This window comes from Kitasatospora sp. NPDC042419 (assembly GCF_056437345.1).
In genome coordinates, this window is the sequence record NZ_JBWKAW010000001.1 from 663,949 (window position 1) to 688,900 (window position 24,952).

18 protein-coding genes and 3 tRNA genes are annotated in these 24,952 nt (G+C 74.2%); 7 read left to right on the top strand and 14 right to left on the bottom strand.

Translation table 11 applies throughout. From position 1 onward, the window contains the following. Nucleotides 1-93: 93 nt before the first annotated feature. A tRNA-Ile gene (locus AC067J_RS02945) sits at nt 94-167 on the bottom strand. Between the two features lie 356 nt (nt 168-523). Here AC067J_RS02945 and AC067J_RS02950 point away from each other — a divergent pair. Continuing rightward, a complete protein-coding gene (locus tag AC067J_RS02950; RefSeq protein ID WP_478296182.1) occupies nt 524-1,270 on the top strand; it encodes a trypsin-like serine peptidase in 747 nt (248 codons plus the stop codon). A gap of 147 nt (nt 1,271-1,417) precedes the next feature. Here the strand turns inward: AC067J_RS02950 and AC067J_RS02955 are convergent. Both AC067J_RS02955 and AC067J_RS02960 read right to left on the bottom strand, forming a co-directional pair. Next, a tRNA-Asn gene (locus AC067J_RS02955) sits at nt 1,418-1,490 on the bottom strand. Between the two features lie 71 nt (nt 1,491-1,561). Next, nucleotides 1,562-1,634: transfer RNA gene (locus AC067J_RS02960), tRNA-Asn, on the bottom strand. Nucleotides 1,635-1,879: 245 nt separating this feature from the next. Here AC067J_RS02960 and AC067J_RS02965 point away from each other — a divergent pair. From AC067J_RS02965 to AC067J_RS02980, 4 genes are all read left to right on the top strand, one after another. After that, the gene (locus tag AC067J_RS02965) at nt 1,880-2,173 is read left to right on the top strand and encodes a hypothetical protein (protein WP_478296183.1); all 294 of its coding nucleotides are present in this window, start codon (nt 1,880-1,882) and stop codon (nt 2,171-2,173) included. A gap of 192 nt (nt 2,174-2,365) precedes the next feature. Beyond that, a complete protein-coding gene (locus AC067J_RS02970) occupies nt 2,366-3,799 on the top strand; it encodes an FGGY family carbohydrate kinase (protein ID WP_478296184.1) in 1,434 nt (477 codons plus the stop codon). 187 nt (nt 3,800-3,986) lie between these two features. Then, nucleotides 3,987-5,390: a glutamate decarboxylase gene (gene gad, locus AC067J_RS02975; protein WP_478296185.1), complete on the top strand. Its 1,404-nt coding sequence runs from the start codon at nt 3,987-3,989 to the stop codon at nt 5,388-5,390. A 499-nt stretch (nt 5,391-5,889) separates the two neighbouring features. Next, on the top strand, nt 5,890-7,038 hold the full coding sequence (locus tag AC067J_RS02980; protein WP_478296186.1) for a helix-turn-helix domain-containing protein: 1,149 nt from the start codon (nt 5,890-5,892) through the stop codon (nt 7,036-7,038). Here AC067J_RS02980 and AC067J_RS02985 read toward each other — a convergent pair. The 5 genes from AC067J_RS02985 to AC067J_RS03005 all read right to left on the bottom strand — a co-directional run bounded on the left by AC067J_RS02985 (nt 7,035) and on the right by AC067J_RS03005 (nt 14,153). Further along, on the bottom strand, nt 7,035-8,213 hold the full coding sequence (locus tag AC067J_RS02985; protein ID WP_478296187.1) for an RNA polymerase sigma factor: 1,179 nt from the start codon (nt 8,211-8,213) through the stop codon (nt 7,035-7,037). The two genes, AC067J_RS02980 and AC067J_RS02985, sit on opposite strands and share 4 nt — an antisense overlap. Before the next feature lie 193 nt (nt 8,214-8,406). Beyond that, nucleotides 8,407-10,314, bottom strand: coding sequence for a DNA primase (dnaG, locus tag AC067J_RS02990; RefSeq protein ID WP_478296188.1), 1,908 nt, complete (start codon nt 10,312-10,314; stop codon nt 8,407-8,409). A gap of 105 nt (nt 10,315-10,419) precedes the next feature. Continuing rightward, nucleotides 10,420-11,730: a deoxyguanosinetriphosphate triphosphohydrolase gene (locus AC067J_RS02995; protein WP_478296189.1), complete on the bottom strand. Its 1,311-nt coding sequence runs from the start codon at nt 11,728-11,730 to the stop codon at nt 10,420-10,422. 182 nt (nt 11,731-11,912) lie between these two features. Continuing rightward, nucleotides 11,913-12,854, bottom strand: coding sequence for an SGNH/GDSL hydrolase family protein (locus AC067J_RS03000; RefSeq protein ID WP_478296190.1), 942 nt, complete (start codon nt 12,852-12,854; stop codon nt 11,913-11,915). Nucleotides 12,855-13,208: 354 nt separating this feature from the next. Beyond that, complete coding sequence (locus tag AC067J_RS03005; RefSeq protein WP_478296191.1) at nt 13,209-14,153, bottom strand: PAC2 family protein; 945 nt, start codon at nt 14,151-14,153, stop codon at nt 13,209-13,211. An 805-nt stretch (nt 14,154-14,958) separates the two neighbouring features. Between AC067J_RS03005 and AC067J_RS03010 the strand changes: the two genes are divergently transcribed. After that, nucleotides 14,959-15,684 carry a GNAT family N-acetyltransferase gene (locus AC067J_RS03010; RefSeq protein WP_478296192.1) on the top strand — a complete coding sequence of 242 codons (726 nt, stop codon included), beginning with the start codon at nt 14,959-14,961 and terminating at the stop codon, nt 15,682-15,684. Nucleotides 15,685-15,803: 119 nt separating this feature from the next. On the opposite strand, the gene AC067J_RS03015 is transcribed toward AC067J_RS03010, so the two are convergent. After that, nucleotides 15,804-17,057, bottom strand: a complete 1,254-nt coding sequence (locus tag AC067J_RS03015) for an ADP-ribosylglycohydrolase family protein (RefSeq protein ID WP_478296193.1) — start codon at nt 17,055-17,057, stop codon at nt 15,804-15,806. A 112-nt stretch (nt 17,058-17,169) separates the two neighbouring features. Here AC067J_RS03015 and AC067J_RS03020 point away from each other — a divergent pair, with 112 nt between their 5' ends. Continuing rightward, complete coding sequence (locus AC067J_RS03020) at nt 17,170-18,171, top strand: hypothetical protein (protein ID WP_478296194.1); 1,002 nt, start codon at nt 17,170-17,172, stop codon at nt 18,169-18,171. 120 nt (nt 18,172-18,291) lie between these two features. On the opposite strand, the gene AC067J_RS03025 is transcribed toward AC067J_RS03020, so the two are convergent. The 5 genes from AC067J_RS03025 to dusB all read right to left on the bottom strand — a co-directional run bounded on the left by AC067J_RS03025 (nt 18,292) and on the right by dusB (nt 24,733). After that, complete coding sequence (locus tag AC067J_RS03025; protein ID WP_478296195.1) at nt 18,292-18,705, bottom strand: transcriptional regulator; 414 nt, start codon at nt 18,703-18,705, stop codon at nt 18,292-18,294. Continuing rightward, nucleotides 18,705-19,181 carry a hypothetical protein gene (locus AC067J_RS03030; protein ID WP_478296196.1) on the bottom strand — a complete coding sequence of 159 codons (477 nt, stop codon included), beginning with the start codon at nt 19,179-19,181 and terminating at the stop codon, nt 18,705-18,707. Before AC067J_RS03030 ends, AC067J_RS03025 begins: the two co-directional genes overlap by 1 nt. Before the next feature lie 161 nt (nt 19,182-19,342). Beyond that, complete coding sequence (locus AC067J_RS03035) at nt 19,343-19,888, bottom strand: ribonuclease (RefSeq protein ID WP_478296197.1); 546 nt, start codon at nt 19,886-19,888, stop codon at nt 19,343-19,345. Nucleotides 19,889-20,290: 402 nt separating this feature from the next. Then, the gene (gene ppdK / locus AC067J_RS03040; protein WP_478296198.1) at nt 20,291-22,999 is read right to left on the bottom strand and encodes a pyruvate, phosphate dikinase; all 2,709 of its coding nucleotides are present in this window, start codon (nt 22,997-22,999) and stop codon (nt 20,291-20,293) included. A 564-nt stretch (nt 23,000-23,563) separates the two neighbouring features. Then, complete coding sequence (gene dusB / locus AC067J_RS03045; protein ID WP_478296199.1) at nt 23,564-24,733, bottom strand: tRNA dihydrouridine synthase DusB; 1,170 nt, start codon at nt 24,731-24,733, stop codon at nt 23,564-23,566. Nucleotides 24,734-24,952 lie beyond the last annotated feature (219 nt).

Here is a 24,952-nt window from a genome sequence, read left to right on the forward strand (position 1 = left end):
GGCCTGTCGGTGCGGCCGGCGGTGCCGCCGGTCACTAGAGTTCGTGCAGATGACCGCACCTGGTCAAGCCCGGAGACCGGGCGAAGGCGAAGGTGGGGCGGGTGGGACTCGAACCCACGACCAAGGGATTATGAGTCCCCTGCTCTAACCGGCTGAGCTACCGCCCCGGTTCGCAGCACGCGACGGGTCACCCGGTCGCGGCAGCAGCAGACGGCCCCGAAAGGCCGTCCCGGGCAGCATAGCCGGTCGATCACCCGTGGTGCGCGCCGGGGGCGCACATGGGTGCGCACAGGTTCGACGGCGGAGCGGGCCCGGCCACCGCCTCCCGACCGGGGAGAGCGGACGGGGAGAACGGACGGGGACCGGCGGCGGGACCGGCGCCCCGAGCGGAGGGGCGCGCGGGCGGGTGACGGGGCGTGAGAGGGCGACGGTGGCGCGGCCCGGCCCGGCCTGGTAGATCTTCCTCACGAACGGCGGAACGCACGAACCGCGATGACCGCCCCGAGGACGAGACGGAGCCCCGATGGACTCCCGCCCGGTACGGCCGGCGCGCACGGCCAGGACGGCCGCACTGGCCGCCCTGCTGCTCGCCGCCGCCATCGCCTGCGGCGGGGGCGGGCAGGAGCGGACGGCCGGCGTGGCGCCGCAGAGCCCGGCCGGGGACCGGGTCGGCACCCTGTCGATCCACACCCCGCAGGGCCCTCGGGCGTGCACGGCGAGCGTGGTGCAGAGCCCGCGGCGCAACCTGCTGGTGACCGCCGCGCACTGCGTGCAGAGTCGGCGGATCGGCCTGCTGGACGGCCTGGTGTTCACGCCCGGCTACCGCAACGGGTACTCGCCCTACGGGAGTTGGCCGGTGGAGTCGATCACCGTCGATCCGCGCTGGGCGGACGACGACGATCCCGAGTACGACGTGGCGTTCGTCACCGTGCGGGCGGTCGGCGGCCGGCAGGTGGAGGACGCGGTCGGCGGCAATCCGCTCGGCACCGGCCAGGGCTTCGGACTGGCGGTGTCGGTCACCGGCTACCCCAACGAGCAGGACGAGCCGATCACCTGTTCGGGCCTGACCAGCTCGCAGAGTCCGACCCAGGAGCGGTTCGACTGCGGCGGCTACACCGACGGCACCAGCGGCAGCCCGTGGGTCACCACCACCGGCCGGGTGATCGGCGTGATCGGCGGCTACCAGGAGGGCGGCGAGTCGCCGGGCACCTCGTACAGCGTGGCCTTCGACGACAGGATCACCGAGCTGTACCGGCAGGCCACCGAGTGACACCGCCCGCCCCGCCGCGGGAGGCCCGGGTGACCGACCTCACCACCGGGCCCCACCACCCGGCCGGGGCACTCCGGGCAACACGAAGGCCCCTCGGTCTACCGAGGGGCCTTCGCTCTGAGCAGTCACCGGGCGGACCCGGCGCAGCTCCCGCATTTGGACTCGAACCAAAAACCTGCCGGTTAACAGCCGGCTGCTCTGCCAATTGAGCTATGCGGGATCGCAGTACACAGCGGTACGCAACTTCCGTACCACGGACGGGATGAGGACCCCGGAGGGCCAGCACCCGAGCTCCCCCAATTGGACTCGAACCAATAACCTGCCGATTAACAGTCGGCTGCTCTGCCAATTGAGCTATGGGGGATCGAGCTTCCGCTCCGGCCCCCGGTCTCCCGGGCTCCTCGGCGCTCGCTGCGGGACATACATTAGCGCACTCGGGGGGGTGGTCCGCCAATCGCTTTCCCCGGCAGCCGCCGGCGGCCCCGCCCGGCGCGCCCCGCGCGCGCCCCGCACACCGCCCGGGGATGCTGGGGTCACCGACGGTTCACCGTCCCGACAGACGGGTAGGGCAATGCGGCAATGGCCGCCAGGAGAGGGTGGAATCCGATCATGTGGAAGCTGTCGTTCGGCGTCGGACTCGCGACGGGCTATGTCCTGGGCACGCGGGCCGGGCGCCGGCGCTACGAGCAGATCGCCAGGATCACCCGGCAGGTCGCCCAGAACCCCAAGGTCCAGGGCGCGGCCGACAAGGCGAAGCAGCAGGCCGGCGCGGTCGCCGGAAAGGCCGCCGGAGCCGTCGCGGGCAAGGTCGGCGACCGGCTCCCGAACGCCGTCACCGACCGGGTGCCGTACCTCAACCGGCCCAAGGCCGAGGACGACAGCTGGGGCACCTTCCGGCCGTGAGACCGGCGGGGGCGTGACTTGCGGACCGGTCCCGGGACCGGTCCGCAGGACACGCCATAGACCCCGCCCGTGACCGGTGGGTGAAGCAGCGGTGACGGCGAGCCGTACGCCGCCTCCCGGACGCGGTACCGAACGGACAACACTTCCCCGGTCGGGCCGCGTCCGGACGGCCGCTGAGGCATGATCTCGACTATGGCCATCGTCGCGGGGATAGACAGCTCGACGGGTCGCACCCGGATCGTCGCGTGTGACTCCGGCACCGGCGCGGTGATGCGGTCCGGCAAGGCGCCCCACCCCGTACCGGACGACCCGGACGCCCGCCCCGGCGAGGCCGACCCGCAGGTCTGGCTGCACTCGCTGGGCGACGCGGCCGCCGGCGGCCTGCTGGAGGGCGTCCGGGCGATCGGCGTCAGCGCGCAGCAGCACGGCATGATCGGCCTCGACGCCGGCGGCGTGCTGGTCAGGCCCGCGATCCTCTGGAACGACCCCCGCTCCAGCGGCGCCGCCGCCGCCCTGCTGGACGCACTCGGCGGCCCGGCCGCCTGGACCGCCGCGATCGGCGCCGTCCCCGGCCCCACCTACACCATCGCCAAGCTGCGCTGGCTGGCCGAGTTCGAACCGGCCAACGCCCGCCGGGTCGCCGAGGTGCTGCTGCCGCACGACTGGCTGGTCTGGCAGCTGCTCGGCCACCCCAAGCGGCGCACCACCGACCGGGGCGACGCCTCCGGAACCGGCTACTGGTCCCCGATCACCGGCGAGTACCGGCAGGACCTCGTGAAGCTCGCGCTCGGCCACGAACTGCGGCTGCCGCACGTGCTCGGCCCGGCCGAACCCGCCGGACACACCCCCGAGGGCCTGCTGATCTCGGCCGGCACCGGCGACAACATGGCCGCCGCGCTCGGCCTCGGCCTCGGCCCCGGCGACGCGGTCGTCTCGCTCGGCAGCGCCGGAACGATCTTCGCCGTGCACGAGCGGGCCGTGGTGGACGCCACCGGCCTGGTCTCCTCCTTCGCCGACGCCGGCGGCCGCCACCTGCCGATGGTCGCCACCCTGAACGCCGCCCAGGTGCTCCGCTCCACCGCCGCCCTGCTCGGCCGCGACCTGGAGGGCCTCAGCGACCTCGCCCTCCAGTCCTCCCCCGGCGCGTACGGGATGGTGCTGCTCCCCTACCTGGACGGCGAGCGGACGCCCGCGCTGCCGCACGCGGCCGGCACGCTGACCGGGATGCGCGCCGAGTCGATGAGCCCCCAGCACCTGGCCCGGGCCGCCGTCGAGGGCATGCTCTGCAACAGCGCGGACGCCCTGGACGTGCTGCGCGCCCAGGGCGTCGAGGTGAAGCGGGTCTTCCTGCTCGGCGCGGCCGGGCGGCTGCCCGCCGTCCGGCAGATCGCACCGCAGCTGTTCGGCGTCCCCGTCGTCGTCCCGCCGCCCGGTGCCCACGCGGCGCGCGGCGCGGCCCGGCAGGCCGCCTGGGCGCTGGCCGGCACCCCCGAGCCGCCGCGCTGGGACCTGCCGGAGGCCGTCACCGTCGTCCCCGACGCCGAGCAGGACCTCCCGGTCGGCTCGGCCGTCCGCCAGCAGTACCGGGCCGCCCGCGACCAGGTCCATCCGGAGGCGGCCGGCTGAGGCCCTCCTGCCCGGCCGTGGCGCCCCGTCCGACCCGAACCCCCTGCGGCGGCGTCACCGCCCCGCCTCGGCGCCCTGCCCGCCCCCGGCGGACGGCGGCACGGACCGCGGTGCGGATGCGTGGCCCGGCGGCCGATGGCAGCGTGGAAGGCGACGCGGCCACCGGACGGAAGGGCGGCAGGATCCCATGGCACTGCACAAGGGGGCCGGAGACGACCGCCGGCTGACCATCAACCCGTTCGTCGGCACCGCCGACCCGCTCGGCCAGATGGAACTGGCTCCACCGCTGCACCGGCTCGCCGACGGCCCCGTGCCCGCCGACGCGGCCTACCAGCTGATCCACGACGAGCTGATGCTCGACGGCAACGCCCGGCTCAACCTCGCGACCTTCGTCACGACCTCGATGGAGATCCAGGCCACCCGGCTGATGACCGAGTGCCTCGACAAGAACATGATCGACAAGGACGAGTACCCGCAGACCGCCGAACTGGAGCGGCGCTGCGTGGCGATCCTCGCCGACCTCTGGCACGCACCCGACCCGGACGGCACGGTCGGCTGCTCCACCACCGGCTCCAGCGAGGCCTGCATGCTGGCCGGCCTCGCCCTCAAGCGCCGCTGGATGCGCCGCAACGCCGACCGCTACGCCGCCGGGGCCCGCCCCAACCTGGTGATGGGCATCAACGTGCAGGTCTGCTGGGAGAAGTTCTGCACCTTCTGGGAGGTCGAGGCCCGCACCGCACCCATGGACGGCGACCGCTTCCACCTCGACGCCGAGCAGGCGTCGGCGCTCTGCGACGAGGACACCATCGGCGTGGTCGGCATCCTCGGCTCGACCTTCGACGGCTCCTACGAGCCGGTGGCCGAGATCTGCGCCGCCCTCGACGACCTCCAGCAGCGCACCGGCCTGGACATCCCGGTGCACGTCGACGGCGCGTCCGGCGGCATGGTCGCGCCCTTCCTGGACGAGGAGCTGGTCTGGGACTTCCGGCTGCCCCGGGTCGCCTCGATCAACACCTCCGGCCACAAGTTCGGGCTGGTCTACCCCGGCGTCGGCTGGGCGCTCTGGCGGGACAAGGAGGCGCTCCCCGAGGAGCTGGTGTTCCGGGTCAACTACCTGGGCGGCGAGATGCCGACCTTCGCGCTGAACTTCTCCCGGCCCGGTGCCGAGGTGATCGCGCAGTACTACACCTTCCTGCGGCTGGGCCGGGGCGGCTTCGGGGCCGTCCAGGGGGCCTGCCGGGAGGTGGCCACGTACCTGTCCGAGCGGATCGAGGCGCTCGGCGCCTTCCGGCTGCTGACCCGGGGCGACCAGCTGCCGGTCTTCGCCTTCACCACCACCGACGACGTGACGTTCGACGTCTTCGACGTGTCACGGCGGCTGAGGGAGCGCGGCTGGCAGGTGCCGGCGTACACCTTCCCGGCGAACCGCGAGGACCTCTCGGTCCTGCGGGTGGTCTGCCGCAACGGCTTCTCCCGCGACCTCGCGGACCTGCTGCTCGGTGATCTCGAACGGCTGCTGCCGGAGCTGCGCAGCCAGCCGGTCCCGCTGAAGGACCTCGGGGTGCCCGTCCGGACGGGCTTCCACCACTGACGGAGGCCGCCGGAGGTTGACGGACGTTCACGGGCCGGCGGGGACGCCGCGGCCTCCCGCGGGCCCGCACCCGCCGGGGCGCCCGACGGGCGAAGGGGAGTGATCGCGGCGGGGAGGGCGGCGCGAAGCCGCCCTCCCCGCCGCGCGTCCCTGCGGCCGGGGCAGCCTCCCCCCGTGAGGCTGCCTCGGACCGGTGGGGGTCAGGGAACGCCGAGTCGTCCGGCTTCTGGAGAACAGTGCCCGGACGAAGCACCCGGGCGGCGAACCGCACCGGCCTGAGAACAATGACCCACGAGCACATGAATGTTCGAGCGTCTCCCGGGGTTGTGAGACACTTCCGTCCGTCTCAGCACCAGGACCTGGGGTTTGGGACACCGGGCCGCCGAGGTTGGAGACGCTGCTGAGGGCGGGGACGCGGATACCTCCGCCTACGGCCCGGACCGGTGCCCTTCCAGGCCCCACCGTTCCCGCCGCCCGCCCCGCCCGTTTGGAAGGACTCATGGGTTCCGCCTGGAAGAAGCTGCCGGACGAACTGTCCGCCCCCGCCAGACGCCTGACGGAGGAACTGCGCGCCGTCAAGGACACGACCGGGCTCTCGCTGTCCGAGCTGGCCTCCCGGACCCACTACAGCCGGGCCTCCTGGGAGCGCTGGCTGAACGGCAAACGGGTCGTCACCGAGCAGGCCCTCGACGCGCTCATCGGTGCGGTGGAGTGCAACGGGCCGAGGCTGCGGGCGCTCTGGGAGGCGACGGCGACCGGAGCGGCGGAGCCCGCCGGGGCGGAGTCGTCGACGGAACCGGAGCCCGAGCACGGGGCCGCGTCGACCGCGGCGTCGACCGGCCCGGCGAGCCCGGCGACGACGGAACCGACGGCGGACGCGGACCCGGCTGCCGAGGCGGCGGAGACCGGGGGCACCGCGGAGTCCGCGGACTCCGTTGAGGACCTGGAGGCCGTGGAGGACCTGGAGGCCGTGCCCCGGGCGCCGGCTGCCCGCCGGGCACCGGTCCGCTGGGTCGCGGTGGCCGCCAGCGTCGCGGTGGCGGTCCTGCTGGTGCTCGCCGGAGTGCGGTACTCCTCGGGCGGCGACAACGAGCCGACCGCCTCCGAGCAGCCGGCCACGCCCTCCTCCCCGCCCGCCAAGACGGCCCCGTCGGTGGCCGGCTGTCAGGCCGTCGGCTGCGCGCACAAGGACCCCAAGGCGACCGGCTGCGGCGCCGACGCGCGGACCCTGCAGACCACCAACATCGGCAAGGTGGTGGTCTACCTCCGGTACAGCCAGAAGTGCCAGGCCGCCTGGGCCGCGATCACCGAGGGCCAGCCGGGCGACCAGGCGGTCGTCACCACCAGCGCGGGCGAGACGGAGACCGCCCTGATCCACTGGGGGTACGACAACTACTCGGCGATGGTGAACGCGGCGGACCCGGCCGTCACCTTCCAGGTCTGCGGCCAGCAGTCGGAGGGCGGCTCCTGCACGAACACCGTCTCCGACCTGGCCCGGCTGGTCGCGTCCACGCCGATCCCGATCGGCCCGGCCTCGCCTCCCCCGCGCACCACGCCCCCGGCCGCCCCGGCGTCCGGGGAACCGGCGGCCACCCCTTCGGCGGCGGCCGACCCGGCATCCGCACCGGCGTCCACGCCCGCGTCCTAGTCGAGGTAGCCCCGGAGCTGGGCGGCGAAGGCGTGGTCGCGGAGCTTGACCAGGGTCTTCGACTCGATCTGGCGGATCCGCTCCCTGGTGACGCCGAACAGCGCGCCGATCTCCTCCAGCGTGCGGGGCCGGCCGTCGTCCAGGCCGTAGCGGAGCTGGACCACCTGGCGCTCGCGCTCGCCGAGGGTGGCCAGCACCGCGTCCAGGTGCTGACGCAGCAGCAGGAAGGCGGCGGACTCCGCGGGTGAGGCGGCGTCGGCGTCCTCGATCAGGTCGCCGAGCGCGACGTCGTCCTCCTCCCCCACCGGGGTGTGCAGCGAGATCGGCTCCTGGGCGAGCCGGAGCAGCTCGCGGACCCGCTCGCCGGTGAGGTCCAGGACGGCGCCGATGTCGGCCGGGCCCGGCTCGATGCCGCGCTCCTGGAGCAGTGAGCGCTGCACCCGGATCACCCGGTTGATCAGCTCCACGACGTGCACGGGCACCCGGATCGTCCTGGCCTGGTCGGCCAGCGCGCGGCTCATCGCCTGCCGGATCCACCAGGTGGCGTAGGTGGAGAACTTGTAGCCGCGCGCGTAGTCGAACTTCTCGACCGCCCGGATCAGGCCGAGGTTGCCCTCCTGGATCAGGTCCAGCAGGGTCAGTCCGCGCCCGACGTAGCGCTTGGCGACGGAGACCACCAGCCGCAGGTTGGCCTCGGTCAGCCGGCGCTTGGCGATCCGGCCGGCCACCACCAGGGTGTCCAGTTCGCGGGCAAGCGGGTCGGCGGGCGGCGGCTCGCGGTTCAGCCGCTCCTCGGCGAAGAGGCCCGCCTCGATCCGGCGGGCCAGCTCGACCTCCTCGGCCGCGGTGAGCAGCCGGATCCGGCCGATCTCCCGGAGGTACTGGCGGAGCAGGTCGGCGGCCGGGCCGCTTCCCTCGGGGCCCGGCCGCCGCTCGGGCGCCTCCTCCTCGGCTTCGGGGTGGCCCGCCGGGAGGCCCTGCGCGGGTATCCGGGCACCGGCCGGGGGCGGTGCCCCGGCCCGGCCGTGGTCCGCGGGGACGCCAGGGCGGTCGGAGCCGTCGAGGCCGTCGGGGTCGACGGGGCCCTCGGCGTCGGCGGGGCCGGCGGAGGCCTCGTCGTGGGGGGCGAGCTGGTCGGTGGTCGGCTGAGCGGTCGCGGCAAGGCCTCGGTCCACGGGCATCCCCTCGGGGCGGGCGCGACTCTGGCGGACCCGCGCTGTACGGAGGTGGGAGAGACGCCCTCCAGTGTGCGGCACGCCACACTCCGTGGCCGAGACTCGTGCGCCGACTTTCTGAGCGCGGTCCTACAAGACCGCGCCGCACCGACCGGTGCGGCCGGTGAGGGCCCGGGCGGCCCCGGGGCGTGTCCTACAGCGCCGCGGCGCCCCGGCTGCGCAGCTGCTGCCCGTACTGCTGGAGCTGCCACAGCTCGGTCTGCACGGCGTGCAGGTCCTCGGCGGCGGCCCGGTTGCCGAGCCGCTGGAGGTGCGCCCGGACCTCGTTCACCCGCCGGTCCACGGCCAGCAGCCGCAGCTTGACCAGGAACTCCCCCGCGTAGATGGCGTCCGCCTTGCGGCGCGAGCGCACCGGCTCCACGGTCAGTTCGGTGACCAGCGAGCGGACCTGGTCGTCCGGGCAGACCTCGCGCACGGTGCCGGTGAAGTCGGCCAGGGTCGCCCCGTACGCGGCGCCGCCGGCCTGGCCGATCGCGCGGCGCACGGCGGTGTACGGCGGGGTGGGGAACTCGTCCTCGCCGTAGTTGTCGAAGGCCGGGGCGACCAGGTCCGGGTGCTGGAGCGCCAGCTTGAGCAGCTCGCGCTCGACGAACTGGGCCGGGTCGCGCGGGTTGAGCGTGAAGGCCGGCCGCGCGGGGCGGGCCGGTTGCGCGGGGTCGGGCCGGCGCTGCTGGCCGTTGCCGCGGGGGTTCTGCTGGCGTTCGCGGTCCCAGCGGGCCAGCTGGGAGACCCGGCGGACGACGAACGGCTCGTCCAGGATGCCGAGCATGCCGGCCAGCCGGACGGCGTACTCGTGCTGGATCGAGCGGTCCTTGATCTTGGCGACGATCGGCGCCGCCTCCTCCAGGGCCGCCGACCGGCCCTCGGGGGTGTCCACCCGGTGCCGGGCGACGGCCGAGGACAGTGCGAACTCGAAGAGCGGGACGGGGTTGTCGATCAGCTCGCGGACCGCCTCGTCGCCCTTGGCCAGGCGCAGGTCGCACGGGTCCATGCCGCCGGGGCTGACCGCGATGGAGGTCTTGGCGGCGAACTTCTGGTCGTCCTCGAAGGCCCGCAGCGCGGCCTTCTGGCCGGCCGCGTCGCCGTCGAAGGTGAAGACGGTCTCGCCGCGGTACTGCGAGGTGTCCATCAGCAGCCGGCGGATGATCTTGATGTGGTCCTCGGCGAACGCCGTCCCGCAGGTCGCGACCGCGGTGGTGACCCCGGCCAGGTGGCAGGCCATCACGTCGGTGTAGCCCTCGACCACCACCGCCCGGCCCGACTTGGCGATCTCCTTCTTCGCCAGGTCGATGCCGTAGAGGACGTGCGACTTCTTGTAGATCGGCGTCTCGGGGGTGTTGAGGTACTTCGGCCCGTTGTCGTCCTCGCGCAGCCGGCGGGCGCCGAAGCCGATCACCTCGCCCGCGATGTCGCGGATGGGCCAGACCAGCCGGCCCCGGAAGCGGTCGATCAGGCCGCCGCGCTGCCCCTGCGAGGCCAGCCCGCCGAGCAGGATCTCCTTGTCGCTGAAGCCCTTGCCCCGCAGGTAGCGGACCAGGTGCTCCCAGCCGACCGGGGCGTAGCCGACGCCGAAGGTCTTGGCGGCCTCCTCGTCGAACCCGCGCTCGGCGAGGAAGCGGCGGCCGATCTCGGCCTCCGGGGAGACGAGCTGCTCCTGGTAGTAGGCGGCGGCCACCTTGTGCGCCTCGACCAGCCGGGTGCGCTCGCCCTGCTGGTGGCGGGGGCTGTACCCGCCCTCCTCGTAGCGGAGCGTGATGCCCGCCTGGGCGGCCATCCGCTCGACGGCCTCGGCGAAGGTGCAGTACTCGATCTTCATCAGGAAGGCGATGGTGTCGCCGTTCTCCTGGCAGCCGAAGCAGTGGAACACGCCCTTGGCGGGGTTCACGTAGAAGGAGGCGGACTTCTCGTCGTGGAAGGGGCAGACGCCCTTGTACTCGCCGCCGCCACCGTTGGTCAGCTGTACGTAGTCGCCGACCACCGCGTCGATCGGCAGTGCGCTCCGCACCGCCTGTACGTCTTCGTCCCTGATCCGCCCGGCCACCCCGGAAGTCTACTGGGGTGGCCGGGGTTTCCCGGGGCCGCTCCCGGCCGGCTCACCACCCGCTCCCCGCTCGCCCCGCTCACCCCCCTGCCCGCCCCGCCCCGCTCACGTCCAGGCCGCGCCGACCAGCCTGCCGTGGAGGGCCAGCGCCGAGGCGTCGGTGAGGGTCGCGATCTGGTCGATCACCGCGCGCAGGGCCGCGCGGTCGTCCTCGGCCTCCCGGTAGAGCGCGGCGAAGACCGGGTCCAGCCCCTCGGGGGCGCGCTCGTTGAGGACGTACGCCAGCTCGGCGATCACGATCCGCTGGCGGGCCCGGAGCTGGGCCTGCTCGTCGCGCTGCATCACGAACCGGACGGCGACCGCCTTGAGCACCGCGCACTCCAGCCGGACCTCGCGCGGCACCACCAGCTCGGCCGCGTACCGGGTGAGCCGGCCGGGGCCGTAGCGGGCGCGGGTGGCCTGCTCGGCGGCCAGGCAGAAGCGGCCGATCAGCTGGCTGGTGAGGTCCTTCAGCCCGGCCCGGGCGCGGGCGGTGCCGTCGTACGCGCTCGGCCACCACTCCTGCGCGAGCAGCCGGTCCAGGGCGGCGGCCAGCTCCTCCGGCTCGGCGTCGGAGGCGTAGCGCTCGGCGACCTTGAACAGCTCGGCGCGCTCACTCGGGGCGAGCAGCGCGGCCGGGTCGATGTGGCCGGCCTGGAGGCCGTCCTCGACGTCGTGGGTGGAGTAGGCGACGTCGTCGGACCAGTCCATGACGGTGGCCTCGAAGCACTTGCGCCCGGCCGGGGAGCCGGCCCGCAGCCAGCGGAAGACCGGGAGGTCGTCGGCGTAGACGCCGTACTTGGGCGAGGCGGGGTCGGTGGGGTGCGAGCCGTGCGGCCACGGGTACTTGGTGGCGGCGTCCAGGGCGCCGCGGGACAGGTTGAGTCCGACGCTGCGGCCGGGCCAGGGGGCCAGCCGGGCGGGCTGCTCGTCCTGCGGGGCGAACCGCTTGGGCTCCAGCCTGGTCAGGATCCGCAGCGACTGCGCGTTGCCCTCGAAGCCGCCGCAGGCCTCGGCGGCCTGGTCGAGCGCCTCCTCGCCGGTGTGGCCGAACGGCGGGTGGCCGATGTCGTGGGCCAGGCAGGCGGTCTCGACGAGGTCCGGGTCGCAGCCCAGGGCCGCGCCCAACTCCCGTCCGACCTGGGCGCATTCCAGCGAGTGGGTCAGCCGGGTGCGGGGGAAGTCGCTGCGCATCGGGGCGACCACCTGGGTGGTGCCGGCCAGCCGGCGCAGGGCGGCGGAGTGGAGCACGCGGGCGCGGTCGCGCTGGAACGCCGTGCGGCCGGGGCGCTTGTCCGGTTCGGGCACCCAGCGGGCCTCGGCGGCGTGGTCGTACGGGGTCGGGGCGGAGGCGAGGCGGTGCGCGGTGTCGTCCATATGCCCTTCACGGTACGCCGCGCCTCCGACACCGGAAGTGTGCCGCGCGCGACGGAGCGCGGGCCGGGGCGTGAACGCTTGACCGTACGCGGGGGCGCCGACCACAGGGGCGGCGCGCCCCGCGTACGGGCCGTGGGGCGGCGGGGCGCCGGGCGCGCCGGGTGCCGCCCCACGGCCCGGGCTCAGCCGCGGACCGCCTTGAGGACGGCGGCCGCAGCGCCCTCCTGCCCCTTCGCGTTGGGGTGGATCGCCGCCAGACCGGGCGCCGGGAACGGCGGCTCGACCCAGCGGGCGGCCTCGCCCGCACACATGTCGTGGCCGGCCGAGGGCGCGGAGAGGTCCACGAAGACCGCGCCCGCCGCCTCCGCACGCCGCTTGAGCATGGCGTTGAGCTGCTGCTCCTTCTCCACCAGGAATCCCAGGTCGCCCCCGGCGACGGTCTTGCCGAGCACCGGGACGCAGACCGCCGGGTCGGCCGGCAGCAGCGACGGGTAGCCGACCACGTAGACCCTGGCCTGCGGGGCGCGGCGCTTGACCTCCTTCAGCGTCTCGCCGAGCCGTTCACCGGCCGCGTCCACCTTGCGCTGCACCTGGTCCGCGCCGTCCGACCCGGCGTAGTGCTCGCGGCACGGCGCCGGGGCCCGGCTGGAGCCGATCAGGTCCTTGACGGCGTCGACCAGGTTCTCCTTGGCGCACTGGGTGACGACCTCCATGAACCCGGCGTCGTTGCCGCCGATCCCCACGGTGACCAGCCGGGTGGCCGGGTCGATCGCCTCCAGCTGCGGCGGGTTGGTGCCGCCGCCCGTCGCCTGGGAGCCGGTGAGGTCCCCGGTCCGGGCGCCGCTGCAGCTGACGTCGCGGAACTGGCCGCCCGCCAGGCCGAGCGCCTTGGCCACCAGGCTGGGGTAGTTGACCGCGGAGCGGGAGCAGCCCTTCGGCTCCCCCACCTGCGGGCTGATCTTCAGGCCCGCGGTGTACGAGTCGCCGAGCGCCACGTACGGGCCGGTCGGCGTCGGGGTGGGTGTCAGGGTGGCCGCGGCGGCCCGGTTCGGCTTCGGGCCGTCCGGCGCGGCGGCGCCGGCGGCGTCCGTTCCGCCGCTGCCGGAACAGGCGGTGAGCAGCACGGTGGCGAGCCCGACGGCCAGGGCACCTGCCAGGGCCCTCGGCAGGCCGCCCGGCCGTGCGCTCGACGGAGCGGTCGTACTCGACGGCGTGGTCGTACTCGACGAAGTGGTCGTACTCGACGGTGGCGTCGTGGCCGGCAGGACGGCGGTGGACGACGGAGCGCCCGTGGGCGCACAGGTCGGACGTACGGGCAATGGCACGGGATCCCCCCGGGTAGGAGCCTTGGCGTTCTTCCTACGACGGCCCGTCCCCCGGGCACCGCCATCCCCAACGCACGGAGGCGCCGGATCGATCCCGCCCGGAGGGACGGTTTCGACCCGGCGCCTCCCGCTGCCGCGCCCCTGCCGCGCCCGCTACTCCGGGCCGCGCTCGTGCTCGGCCAGGAACTGCTCGAAGCGCCGGCCCAGCTCGTCCGCCGACGGCAGGTCCACCGGCTCGGCCAGCAGGCTCTCCCGGCCCTCGGCGCCCGCCACCGCGTCGTACTGGCCCTCCATGCCGCGGATCGCCGAGCGCAGGTCGCCGTCCCCCTGCGCCAGCTGCTCCTCGATGTCGGCGTACACCCCGTCGACCTGCTCGCGCAGCAGCGTGCCGGGCAGCACCAGCCCGGTGGCGGACTGCACCGCCTCCAGGATCATCACCGCGGCCGCCGGGTACGCCGTGCGCGCCACGTAGTGCGGCACGTGCACGGCGAGGCCGAGCACGTCGTGCCCGGCCTCGGCCAGCCGGAACTCCAGCAGGGCCTGCGCGCTGCCGGGCACCTGGGCCTGCTCGAACCACTGCGGGTAGCCGGCGGCGAGGTCCAGCCGGTTGCCGTGCGGGGTGAGGCCGACCGGGCGGGTGTGCGGCACGCCCATCGGGATGCCGTGGAAGTCCAGCGACAGCCGGACGTCGAAGCGCTCGACGAGCTCGCGGACGGCGGCGATGAACCGCTCCCACTCGACGTCCGGCTCGGGGCCGGTGAGCAGCAGGAACGGCGAGCCGGCCGCGTCGTGGACCAGCTGGAGCAGGATCTCCGGCGGCTCGTACGACGACCAGTGCTCGCGGTCGAAGAGCATGGCGGGGCGGCGGGCGCGGTAGTCCACCAGGCGGTCGTGGTCGAACCGGGCCACCACCTGCGGCTCACCCGTCTCCAGCAGGTGGGAGACCACCTGGCCGCCCGCCTCGCCGGCGTCCATGAAGCCCTCGAAGTGGTGGAGCAGCACCAGACCGGCCCCGGTGTCGGCCAACGCGGCCCTCGCCGCGGCCACGGCGGCCACGCCCTGCTGATCCAGCTCGTACAGCGCCTCGGGATCACGCACCGCGCACCCACACCCCGTTCTCTACTCGGTCTCTGCCACTCGTCGGACCGGTACCGGCCCTCCACGTGCAGCGTGCGGCGCTCCGCCGGAATTCCCGCTGCCGGGATTCCCCTCCGCCGTGCCTCCGGATCCCCGTCGTCCCGCTGCCGGGAATCCTCCCGCCCCGCGCCCGGCCGGCGGGGCCGCCCGGGGCCGCCGCGTGCCTTTCCGGCCACCGGCGGCCGCCGCCCACCACCGCCCAGCGCGCCGGCGAGCCCCCTGCGCGCCCCCGGAGGGCCGACCCGACCATGATCGCACCCGGACGGAAAAGCCCTGGTCGGGGGCGGGCGGGAGGCCCGTCGGAGCCGCTCGCGGCCGTACCGGGCGGCCATTCGTGTGCTGCGAAGTGACGCACCGCCTTCTGGCGGGTATCGTCCTCTCGCTGCCTCGCATCGTCGCGTCGTCGTCACGTCGTCCGTAACGCCGTCGATCACGTCCCGGCCCGGTGCTCGGCCAGCCACCCACGACGCATCTTGCCTTCACCTGGCCGCCTGCTTCCCTTCGCGCTCTCGTTTCCTCTTCGGCCATCTCGCGGACGCACACTGTCCCCTCGCTCAGCCCGCCGGACCGGTCCGTGGACCCGCGTCCGTTCCGGCACCGCGCTGCCCGCCTCCGGGCCGCCGCCCCCCGCCCCGCCCGACCGGACTCCGGCGTGCACGGGTACCGGCGGGCGGACGTCCGGGGCGGGGCGAATCGTCCACCGCTCGGCCCGCGCGCACCCAGGCACGGTCCGACACCCTCCGACCGATGAAGGACCGAAGGTTCCGTGCCCGTACCTGTCATCCTCACCGGCCGCACCGTGCGGCTGGAGCCCCTCGCCGCGCACCACGCCGAGGCCATCGCCGAGGCCGGCGCCGAGGACCGTACGACCTACGCCTTCACGCCCGTCCCGCACGGCCTGGAAGCGGCCCGCGAGTACATCTCGCGCGCCCTCGCCGACCAGGCCGCGGGCCGGTCGCTGCCGTTCGCGACGGTGAGCCAGGCCGACGGCCGGGTGGTCGGTTCCACCCGGTTCCTGGAACTCGACTACTGGCAGGGGCCGCTGGTCTGGCCGCCCGCGCCGGGCGTGCCGTTCGGCGATCCGGCCACCGCGGTGCCCGACGCCGCCGAGATCGGCAACACCTGGCTCTCCCCGCGTGCCCAGGGCACCGGCATCAACACCGAGGCCAAGCTGCTGATGCTCCGGCACGCCTTCGAGGTGTGGGGCGTCCAGCGGATCTCGCTCCGTGCCGACGCCCGCAACCAGCGGTCGCGGGCGGCCATCGAACGGCTCGGCGCCACCTCCGAAGGCGTCCGCCGGGCACACTCGCGCGGGCTGGACGGGGTGGTCAGGTCCACCGCGTTCTACTCGATCCTCGACGACGAGTGGCCGGCCGTCCGCGACATCATCGAGCTGCGGATCGCCGCCGCCACCTCGCCGAGCGCCCCGGACCCGGCGATCAACCAGGAGTGCCTTAGACACGGCGGCGGCGGGCACCTGATCACGGCCTGACGCGGACGACCGTGCCCCCGCCCCGGGCGGGCGGGGGCACGGTGTCGTCGGCGCGCGGTGCTCCGTGCTCGGTCGGGTGGGTCCGTGGGTCCGTGGGTTCCCGTGGTCAGTCCGCGTGGTCAGTCCGCGTGGCCCCGGGCCGCGAGATCGAGGACCCTGCCCAGGAGCTCCGGGCCGACCACGCCCTCGACACGGGCGGGATGCGCCTCCACCAGTGCCGACACCGGCCGTCGGCCGCCGCCCCGCAGGGGGGCCACCCGGACCGCCCAGACCTCGTACCCGGTCCGGCCGCGGTGCAGGTGGAGCACCCCCTCGGCGGTGTAGGAGTCCCAGTCCGCCCCCGTCGCGCGGGAGCGCAGGCCGTGCCTGATCCGCCGCCACTCCTCCTCGCTCCAGACCACGTCCGGGACGGGGCACGGGCGCGGCAGCCGCAGCGGCGCCAGCGAGCCGTCCGTCGGCGGCCCCGCGACGGCGCCCGGCCGGGTGAGGGCCCAGGCGGGCAGCGGTTCGCGGGCGGCCGTCCAGGCGGCGGGTATGCCGGCCGTCCCGGTGCGGGCGGCGACCACACCACCCGTGATCGCGGCCACGGTGTCCATGTCCCCGCCGGCGCTCACGGCCTCCCAGACCGCCCCGCGGTAGTCGGTGAGCCGGCGGGCCGCGCACCAGAGCGCGTACGGGACGGTGTCGGCGGCACTGACCCGGCTGCCGTTGCCGAGCACCTTCGCGACGGCCGCGAGGTCCCGCTCGCCCAGCAGCGCGACCGCCTCGGTCAGGCCGTCCCGTACGGCGCCGGCCGGTGTGAGGTCCCGCACCGACTCCAGGAAGCCCTCCGGGGTCACGGGCTCGGTGCGGGCCCGCACCGCGAAGGCCGCGGCGACCGCGACGGCGATCGCGCCGTCCACGGCCTGCGGGTGGGTGTGGGTGATCACGGCGCTGACGGCGGCCGGCTCGACGGCCGCACCCGGGTCGTCGGCGTACGCCGCCCCCAGCGGGGCGACCCGCATCGCGGCCCCGTTGCCGTACGAGCCCCGGCCGTCGAAGAGTTCGGCGGCCAGCTCCCGGGCGTCGCCGCCCTCGCGGACCAGCCGCAGCAGCCGGTTGGCGGCCGGGCCGTAACCCCGGTCGAAGTCGTGGCGGCGGGCGAAGGCGTGGGTGAGGTCGAAGGTGTCGACGCTCCCGCGCTCGGTGTGCGCGGCGTACACCGAGCACGCCATCTCGGTGTCGTCGGTCCACGGCCAGGGGCCGGGCGGTGCGGTGCGGGAGGCCAGGTGGGCTCTGGCGGTGGCGGGGACGAAGAACTGGGCGCCGAGGGCGTCGCCGACGGAGAGGCCGGCGAGCGCGTCGAGCGCGGGGCCGGTGTGAGGAATCGTCATCAGCGCCAAGCTGAGCCGTCGAACCGGCGCCGCGTCAACCTGATTTGACCCGGCGTTCCCCCTGCGGCCGATGCTTCGCATACCGCCGACCCGGGCGGGAAGCACCTCGGGCATGACCCGCACCACCGGCCTCGTCGACCCGCTACGGCTGTTCGGCGCCGACCAGCAGCACATCGTGACCCGCGCACAGCTGCACCGGCTCGGCGTGCCCTCCGGCACCATCGCCCACCGGCTGCGGCCGGACGGGCCGTGGCAGCAGGTGCTGCCGCGGGTGATCTGCCTGCAGACCGGGCGCCTGACGTCGCATCAACGCCTGCGGGCCGCAATCGCCTACGCGACACCCAGGGGCCGGGCGGACGCACCGGCCGGCGACGTCCTGCTGACCGGCGCGGCCGTGCTGGCCGACGCCGGGCTGCCCTCCGCCGGGCACCCGGCCGACCTGTCCTCGGTCGACGTGCTGGTCCCGGGCGGCCGGCGGGTGGCCGACCGGAGCTTCGTCCGGATCCACCGCGCGGCCGGGACGATGCCGGACGGCTTCGAGCGTGACGACGGGCTCTGGAGCACCACGGTCGCCCGGGCGCTGGCCGACCTCGCGCCCAGGGAGAGCGGCCGGCGCCGGTTCCGGGCGCTCTGCGCCGAGGCCGTCCAGCGGCGGCACTGCGAACTCGGCGAGCTGCTGGACCAGTTGCTGGCCCGGCCGAACGCGCTCGAACTGCCCCGGCTGGCCGGAGTGGTGGAGGAGCTGACCGCCGGGGTCCGCTCGGTGGTCGAGGGCGAGGCCCGGGACGCGGTGCGCGGCGCCGGGCTGCCGGAACCGCTCTGGAACCCGCTGCTCCTCCTGGACGGGCGGTTCCTGGCCGTGCCGGACGCCTACTGGCCGTGGGCCTGCGTCGCGCTGGAGATCGACTCCCGGGCCTGGCACCTGCGCCCGGCCGACCACGAGCGGAGCCTCACCCGGGCCAACCGGCTCACCGCCGCGGGCCTGCCGGTGGTCCGCACCACCCCGCTCCAACTGCGGCGCGACCCGGCTCCCGTACTGCGGGAACTGGCCGCCCTGCTCGCCGGGGGCCCGCACGGGCCGCAGGCCCGGATCACCTGGCGGCGGGCCCGGTGATCCACCTCGCGCGGCCGGGTCCGGCGGCGACGGCGGCGGCGGCGACGGCGACGGCGGCGACGGCGACGGCGACGGCGACGGGGCTGCGGTCGGGTGGCCGGCGGGCCGGGGTGCGGTGGGTCAGATGTCGGCGCGAGTGGGGACGGCGTCGGTGGGGACGGCGTCGGTGGGGACGGCGTCGGCAGGCGCGGTACCGGAGGGCACGGCGTCGGCAGGCACGGCCGCCGCGGTGGCGGCGCCCGCGGCTTCGGCGGCGGCGACCAGCCGCTGGAGTTCGGCGAGGTGCTCGGCGAGGGCTCGGCGGCCGGTCCTGGTCGCCGCGAGCCACGTGCGCGGACGCCGGCCGACCGCCCCCTTCCTGACCTTGAGGTAGCCCGCCTGCTCCAGCGCGGTCGCGGCCTTGCTGAGCACGGAGTCGGAGACCTCGCAGTGGTCGCGGACGGTGCCGAACTCGGCCTCCGCGCAGGCGCTCAGGAAGGCCAGCACGGTGAGCCTGGTCGGGTGCTGGAGCAGCGGGTCGAACGAAGCGGGCATCAGCGCGCCATCTCAGCGCGCCGGATCCGCCCGGTGAGCCACCCGGTTCCCGCCCAGAACGCCGCGCCGGCCGCGAGCCCGGCCGCCGCCCCCACCCAGCGCACACCGCCGCCGGCCAGCAGCACCAGGCCCGCCGCGGCGGCGCCGGCGGCGAAGACCCCGAGGACGGCCAGCACGGCCGGGCGGCCGTAGCCGGGGGCCGGCCGGTGCACGATCCCCGCCCCCTGCACGGCGATCCGGGCGAGCACGCCGGTCAGCGCGGCGAAGACCACCCCGAGCACAGCGCTCAGCCAGCCGACACCGGCGCCGATCGCCTGCCCGACGCCGGCCCCGTAGGCGGTGAACGCCACCGCGAAGGCCGGGCCGTACCAGGCGGGCAACCGGCCGGGGGCCTGGGCCGCCGCCTTGGCGCGGTCGGCGAGGCGCAGCGCCTCGGCCGCGGGCAGCGTGGGGCGGACGGGCTCGGAACTGCTCATGGAATCCCCCTGTCGTGCGGCGCCTCGGAGCGCATCGCGGTGATTCCACTATGGCATCCACTTTCCGATGTGGAAAGTACTTTCGGGAGGGATCCTCCGGGCGGCGGGCCGTGGACGCCGGGGCCTTGGGCCGCACACTGCGCCCGTCAGCAGCGGGCCGGTCAGCAGCGGACGTCGATCTCCTGGAAGGTCGCGTAGTGGTCGGCGGTCCAGTACTGCTCGCCGGAGTCACCGGTGACGACGCGGCGGGCGCCGCGGTCGGCGGAGCCTGGGGTGACGACGGTGAACTCGTGGTAGTAGCCCGAGGCCTTGCGGGGGAGCCTGCTCTCGCGGTTCTCGAAGACGATGCCGTCCGAGCGGTAGGGGTACGGGCCGCCCTTGGCGATCAGCCCGAGGGTGTCGACGGCCTGGGCGGGCAGCTTCGTCCGGCAGACGTCGGCCAGCGCCGGGTCGGCCGGCACCCAGGTCCCGGCCGGCACGGGCGTGCCCGGGGCGGACGCGGTGCCGGCGGGCGGGGAGGTCTTCGGTGCCGTGGGCTTCGGGGTCGCCGGTCCGCCGGACCCGGGTGCCGCCGAGCCGGTGGCGGGCGTCGCGGAGGCCTCGGGCGTGCTGTCGCCGGCGTCGTCCGACAGGGCGTACCCGACTGCGGCGGCGAGCACGCAGAGCAGCACGGCCAGGAGGGTGATCAGGCGGTTTCTGCTGGTCATGGGGCCCAGCTTGGCAGCCACCCGGGCCCGGACCGGGCAACCGCGCGCGTGGCCGCCGACACACCGCCGGGGAGGGCGCCGCCCCGGGACGGCACGAATTGGCACGGGACGGCGCGGGCACGGGATGGCCCGGAGAGGGCGCCGCCCAGGGGAGAACACCGGCCCGAGAACGGCAGCCGGGAGCAGCGGTGGCCGGGAGACGGCACCGGCCGAGGGGGCGCGGCAGAGGGGACGGCCCGGCCGGGGAAAAGCAGCGGCCGGGGCGGGGACGGACGCCGTTGTCCGTTCCCGCCCCGGCCGCCTCACGTACGCCGGTTCTCCTGCGCCGAGCTCCGGTGTACGCCCCTCCCGGGTGGAGGGGATGCGGTCAGCGAATCGACCGTGCCGAGGGGCTCAGAGCCCTCAGCGCGAGTCGCTGCCCGCAGTCTCGATGGCGGCGCGGCCTGCCTCCAGGCGCGCCACCGGGATCCGGAAGGGGGAGCAGGAGACGTAGTCCAGCCCCACCTCGTGGAAGAAGTGCACCGAGTCCGGGTCGCCGCCGTGCTCGCCGCAGACGCCGAGCTTGAGGTCGGGGCGGGTGGCCCGGCCGGCCTCGACGGCGTGCTTGACCAGCGCGCCGACACCGTCGCGGTCGATGGTCTCGAACGGGGAGACCCCGAAGATGCCCTTCTCCAGGTAGGCCGTGAAGAAGGAGGCCTCGACGTCGTCGCGGGAGAAGCCCCAGACCGTCTGGGTGAGGTCGTTGGTGCCGAAGGAGAAGAACTCGGCGGCCTCGGCGATCTGGCCGGCCGTCACGGCGGCGCGCGGCAGCTCGATCATGGTGCCGAGCTTGATGTCCAGCTGGACGCCGGTGGACTGGGCGACCTCGGCGAGGACGCGCTCGCACTCGTCGCGGACCAGCTCCAGCTCCTGGACGGTGCCGACCAGCGGGATCATCACCTCGGGGCGCGGGTCCGCGCCGGCCAGCTTCCGCTCGGCCGCGGCCTCGGCGATGGCGCGGACCTGCATGCCGAACAGGCCGGGGATGACCAGGCCGAGGCGGACACCGCGCAGGCCGAGCATCGGGTTCTGCTCGTGCAGCTTGTGCACCGCCTGGAGCAGGCGCAGGTCGTTCTCGTTCGGGTCCTTGCGGGCCTCGGCGAGCGCGACGCGCACCGACAGCTCGGTGATGTCGGGCAGGAACTCGTGCAGCGGCGGGTCGAGCAGGCGGACGGTGACGGGCAGCCCGTCCATCGCCTGGAAGAGCTCCAGGAAGTCGCCCTTCTGCAGCGGCAGCAGGGTGGAGAGCGCGGCCTCGCGGTCCTTGTCGTTGTCCGCGAGGATCAGGTGCTCGACCTCCTTGCGGCGCTCCTCCCCGAGGAACATGTGCTCGGTGCGGCAGAGGCCGATGCCCTGGGCGCCGTAGCGGCGGGCGCGCCCGCTGTCCTCGGCGTTGTCCGCGTTGGCGCGCACGGCGAGCCGGCGGCGGCCGTCGGCGTGCGACATCAGCCGGTGCACGGCCTGGACGAGACCGCCCTGGACGTCGGCGCCGGCGTGCAGGGTGCCCTCGAAGTACTCCACCACCGCGGAGGGGAGCACGGGTACCTCGCCGAGGTAGACCTTGCCGGTCGCGCCGTCGATCGAGACGACGTCGCCCTCCTCCAGCACCAGGCCGTCGGAGGTGGTCATCCGGCGGCGCTTGGTGTCGACCTCCAGCTCCTCGGCGCCGCAGACACAGGTCTTACCCATGCCGCGGGCGACGACGGCGGCGTGCGAGGTCTTGCCGCCGCGCGAGGTGAGGATGCCCTCGGCGGCGATCATGCCGTCCAGGTCGTCCGGGTTGGTCTCGCGGCGGACCAGGATGACCTTCTCGCCGGAGCGCGACCACTTCACGGCGGTGTACGAGTCGAAGACGATCTTGCCGATCGCGGCGCCGGGCGAGGCGGCGAGGCCCCGGGCGATCTGCTTGGACTCGGCGTCGGGGGCGAAGCGCGGGAACATCAGCTGGGAGAGCTGGCCGCCGGTGACCCGCATCAGGGCCTCGTCCAGGTCGATCAGACCCTGGTCGACCAGCTGGACGGCGATCCGGAACGCGGCCGCGGCGGTGCGCTTGCCGACCCGGGTCTGGAGCATCCAGAGCTTGCCGCGCTCGATGGTGAACTCGATGTCGCAGAGGTCGCGGTAGTGGTTCTCGAGCGTCTGCATGATCGCCATGAGCTCGTCGTACGACTTCTTGTCGAGCTTCTCCAGCTCGGCGAGCGGCAGGGTGTTGCGGATGCCGGCGACGACGTCCTCGCCCTGGGCGTTGGAGAGGTAGTCGCCGTAGACGCCCTGGGTGCCGGTGGAGGGGTCACGGGTGAAGGCGACGCCGGTGCCGGAGTCCTCGCCGAGGTTGCCGAAGACCATGCTGCAGACGTTGACCGCGGTGCCCAGGTCGTTCGGGATGCGCTCCTGGCGGCGGTAGAGGCGCGCCCGGTCGCCGTTCCAGGAGTGGAAGACGGCGTGGATGGCGAGGTCCATCTGCTCGCGCGGGTCCTGCGGGAAGGCCCGGCCGGTCTCGCGCTCGACGATGCCCTTGAAGTCCTCGACCAGCTGCCGGAGGTCGGCGGCGTCCAGGTCGAGGTCGTTGGTGGTGCCCTTGGCGTGCTTGGCCTCGTCCAGGGCCTCCTCGAACAGCTCGCCGTCGACGCCCAGCACGGTCTTGCCGAACATCTGGACCAGGCGGCGGTAGGAGTCCCAGGCGAACCGCTCGTTGCCGGACTGGGCCACCAGGCCGACCACCGAGACGTCGGAGAGGCCGATGTTCAGGACCGTGTCCATCATGCCGGGCATGGAGAACTTGGCGCCCGAGCGGACGGAGACGAGCAGCGGGTTGTCGGCCTGGCCGAGCTTCTTGCCCATCTCCTGCTCAAGGGCGTCCAGGTGGGCGCTGATCTCCTCGTGGAGCGAGGCGGGCTCGCTGCCGGTCTCCAGGAAGACCTTGCAGGCCTCGGTGGTGATGGTGAACCCCGGAGGGACGGGGAGCCCCAGGTTGGTCATCTCGGCCAGGTTCGCGCCCTTACCGCCGAGAAGGTCCTTGAGGTCCTTGTTTCCTTCAGTGAAGGAGTAAACAAACTTCTGCTGGGACGACACGGGTCGGTCTCCTCGCACACGGTTGCCCTGACGCCGGAGAACATACCCATTTCGAAGGCACTCCTGCGCTGCCAATAGGCCGTACGAGGCCGGTACCCAGCGGTAACCCGATAGATCGAATGCACATAAAGGCGTTCACCTCTGTTGATGAAATCGTCCGGATGACGCTAGCTAGCGTTCAAGTCTTGAACGCTACGAAACAGGAAGATCACACGAGGGGGACGGAGGGTAGCGGTCGGCCGTTCGACCTGACGCCTCGGCTTGATTTCCTGCACCCTGAGCGGGCGATCCACTGCCGCCCCCCTTCGGGAAGCGATTCACCGGCGACTTGTTCATTTCGTCCTGTCGGTCACCTCCGAGCAGCACCGTATGTGGCAAGCGTCACCAGCGCATCTCACCGCTCGGGCGTAGGCCGGCTCCGCCGATCGTCGCACTCCGTCCAGAAACGTGCTCGTTCCGTGATGCTCGCCTGCCAAAAAGGAGCCCTCCTGGCCAGATCGGCAAAGAGGGCTGGGACGGGGTGGCGAGGGGCCCCGATAGGGCCTTTTTGCCACTACGGAGTGGTCATCCGCCAGATGTGTCCGATTCGGCGTCTGCACCCGGCCGGGCGCAGTCGTACGGATCGTCCAACCAGCCCTCCGGCAGGACCACCCGGTTGTTGCCGCTGGTCCGCCCCCGCGGGCCGTCGGCACCGGCCGGCCAGGCCTGCGACTGCTCCACCAGGGCGAGGGTTTCGGCCAGTTCGGCCAAGGAGGAGGAGTTGGCGAGCTTCACCCGCAGCTCCGAACCGACCGAGAAGCCCTTGGTGTACCAGGCGACGTGCTTGCGGAAGTCGATCACACCACGGGCCTCGTCCCCCAGCCACTCGCCGAGCAGCTGCGCGTGGCGGACCATCGCCCGCGCCACGTCGGCGAAGGTCGGGCGGGCGTAGTCCACGTCGCCCTCGAAGATCGCCACCAGGTCCTTGAACAGCCACGGCCGGCCCAGGCAGCCGCGCCCGACGACCACGCCGTCGCAGCCGGTCTCGCGCATCATCCGCACCGCGTCGTCCGCGGACCAGATGTCCCCGTTGCCGAGCACCGGGATCTCCGCCGGGACGGACTCGCGCAGCCGGGCGATCGCCGACCAGTCCGCGGTGCCGCCGTAGTGCTGGGCGGCGGTCCGCCCGTGCAGGGCGATCGCGGACACGCCCTCCTCGGCGCCGATCCGGCCGGCGTCCAGGAAGGTGAGGTGGTCGTCGTCGATGCCCTTGCGCATCTTCATGGTGACCGGGAGGTCTCCGGCGTTGGCCACGGCCTCCCGGAGGATCTCGCGCAGCAGGTTGCGCTTGTACGGCAGCGCCGAGCCGCCGCCCTTGCGGGTCACCTTGGGGACGGGGCAGCCGAAGTTCAGGTCGATGTGGTCGGCCAGGCCCTCGTCGGCGATCATCCGGGCCGCCTTGCCGACGGTCACCGGGTCCACGCCGTACAGCTGGATCGAGCGCGGCTTCTCGCTCGGGTCGAACTTGATCAGCTGCATGGTCTTGGCGTTGCGCTCCACCAGGGCCCTGGTGGTGATCATCTCGGAGACGTACAGCCCCTTGCCGCCGCTCTGCTCACGGCAGAGGGTGCGGAAGGGCGCATTGGTGATGCCGGCCATCGGCGCCAGCACGACGGGCGGCCAGACCCGCATCGGACCGATGTTCAGCGGCGCGAACTCGGTGCTGGTCGCGGTGGGTGCGGGCGTGGCTGTCATGCGCGGCTGACCTCGGGGAAGGGGGCTCGGGACTCTTCATTGTCCCCCACCCGGGGGACCGGGCCGGGAGACGGGCGTTCGGAGGTCCGGGAGCGGCAGGTCCGGGCGCGGCGGGTTCGGGGGTGGCAGGTCCGGGGGCGGCAGGTCCGGGCGCGGCGGGTTCGGGAGCGGCGGGTTCGGGAGCGGCGGGTTCGGGGGCGGCAGGTTCGGGGGCGGCGC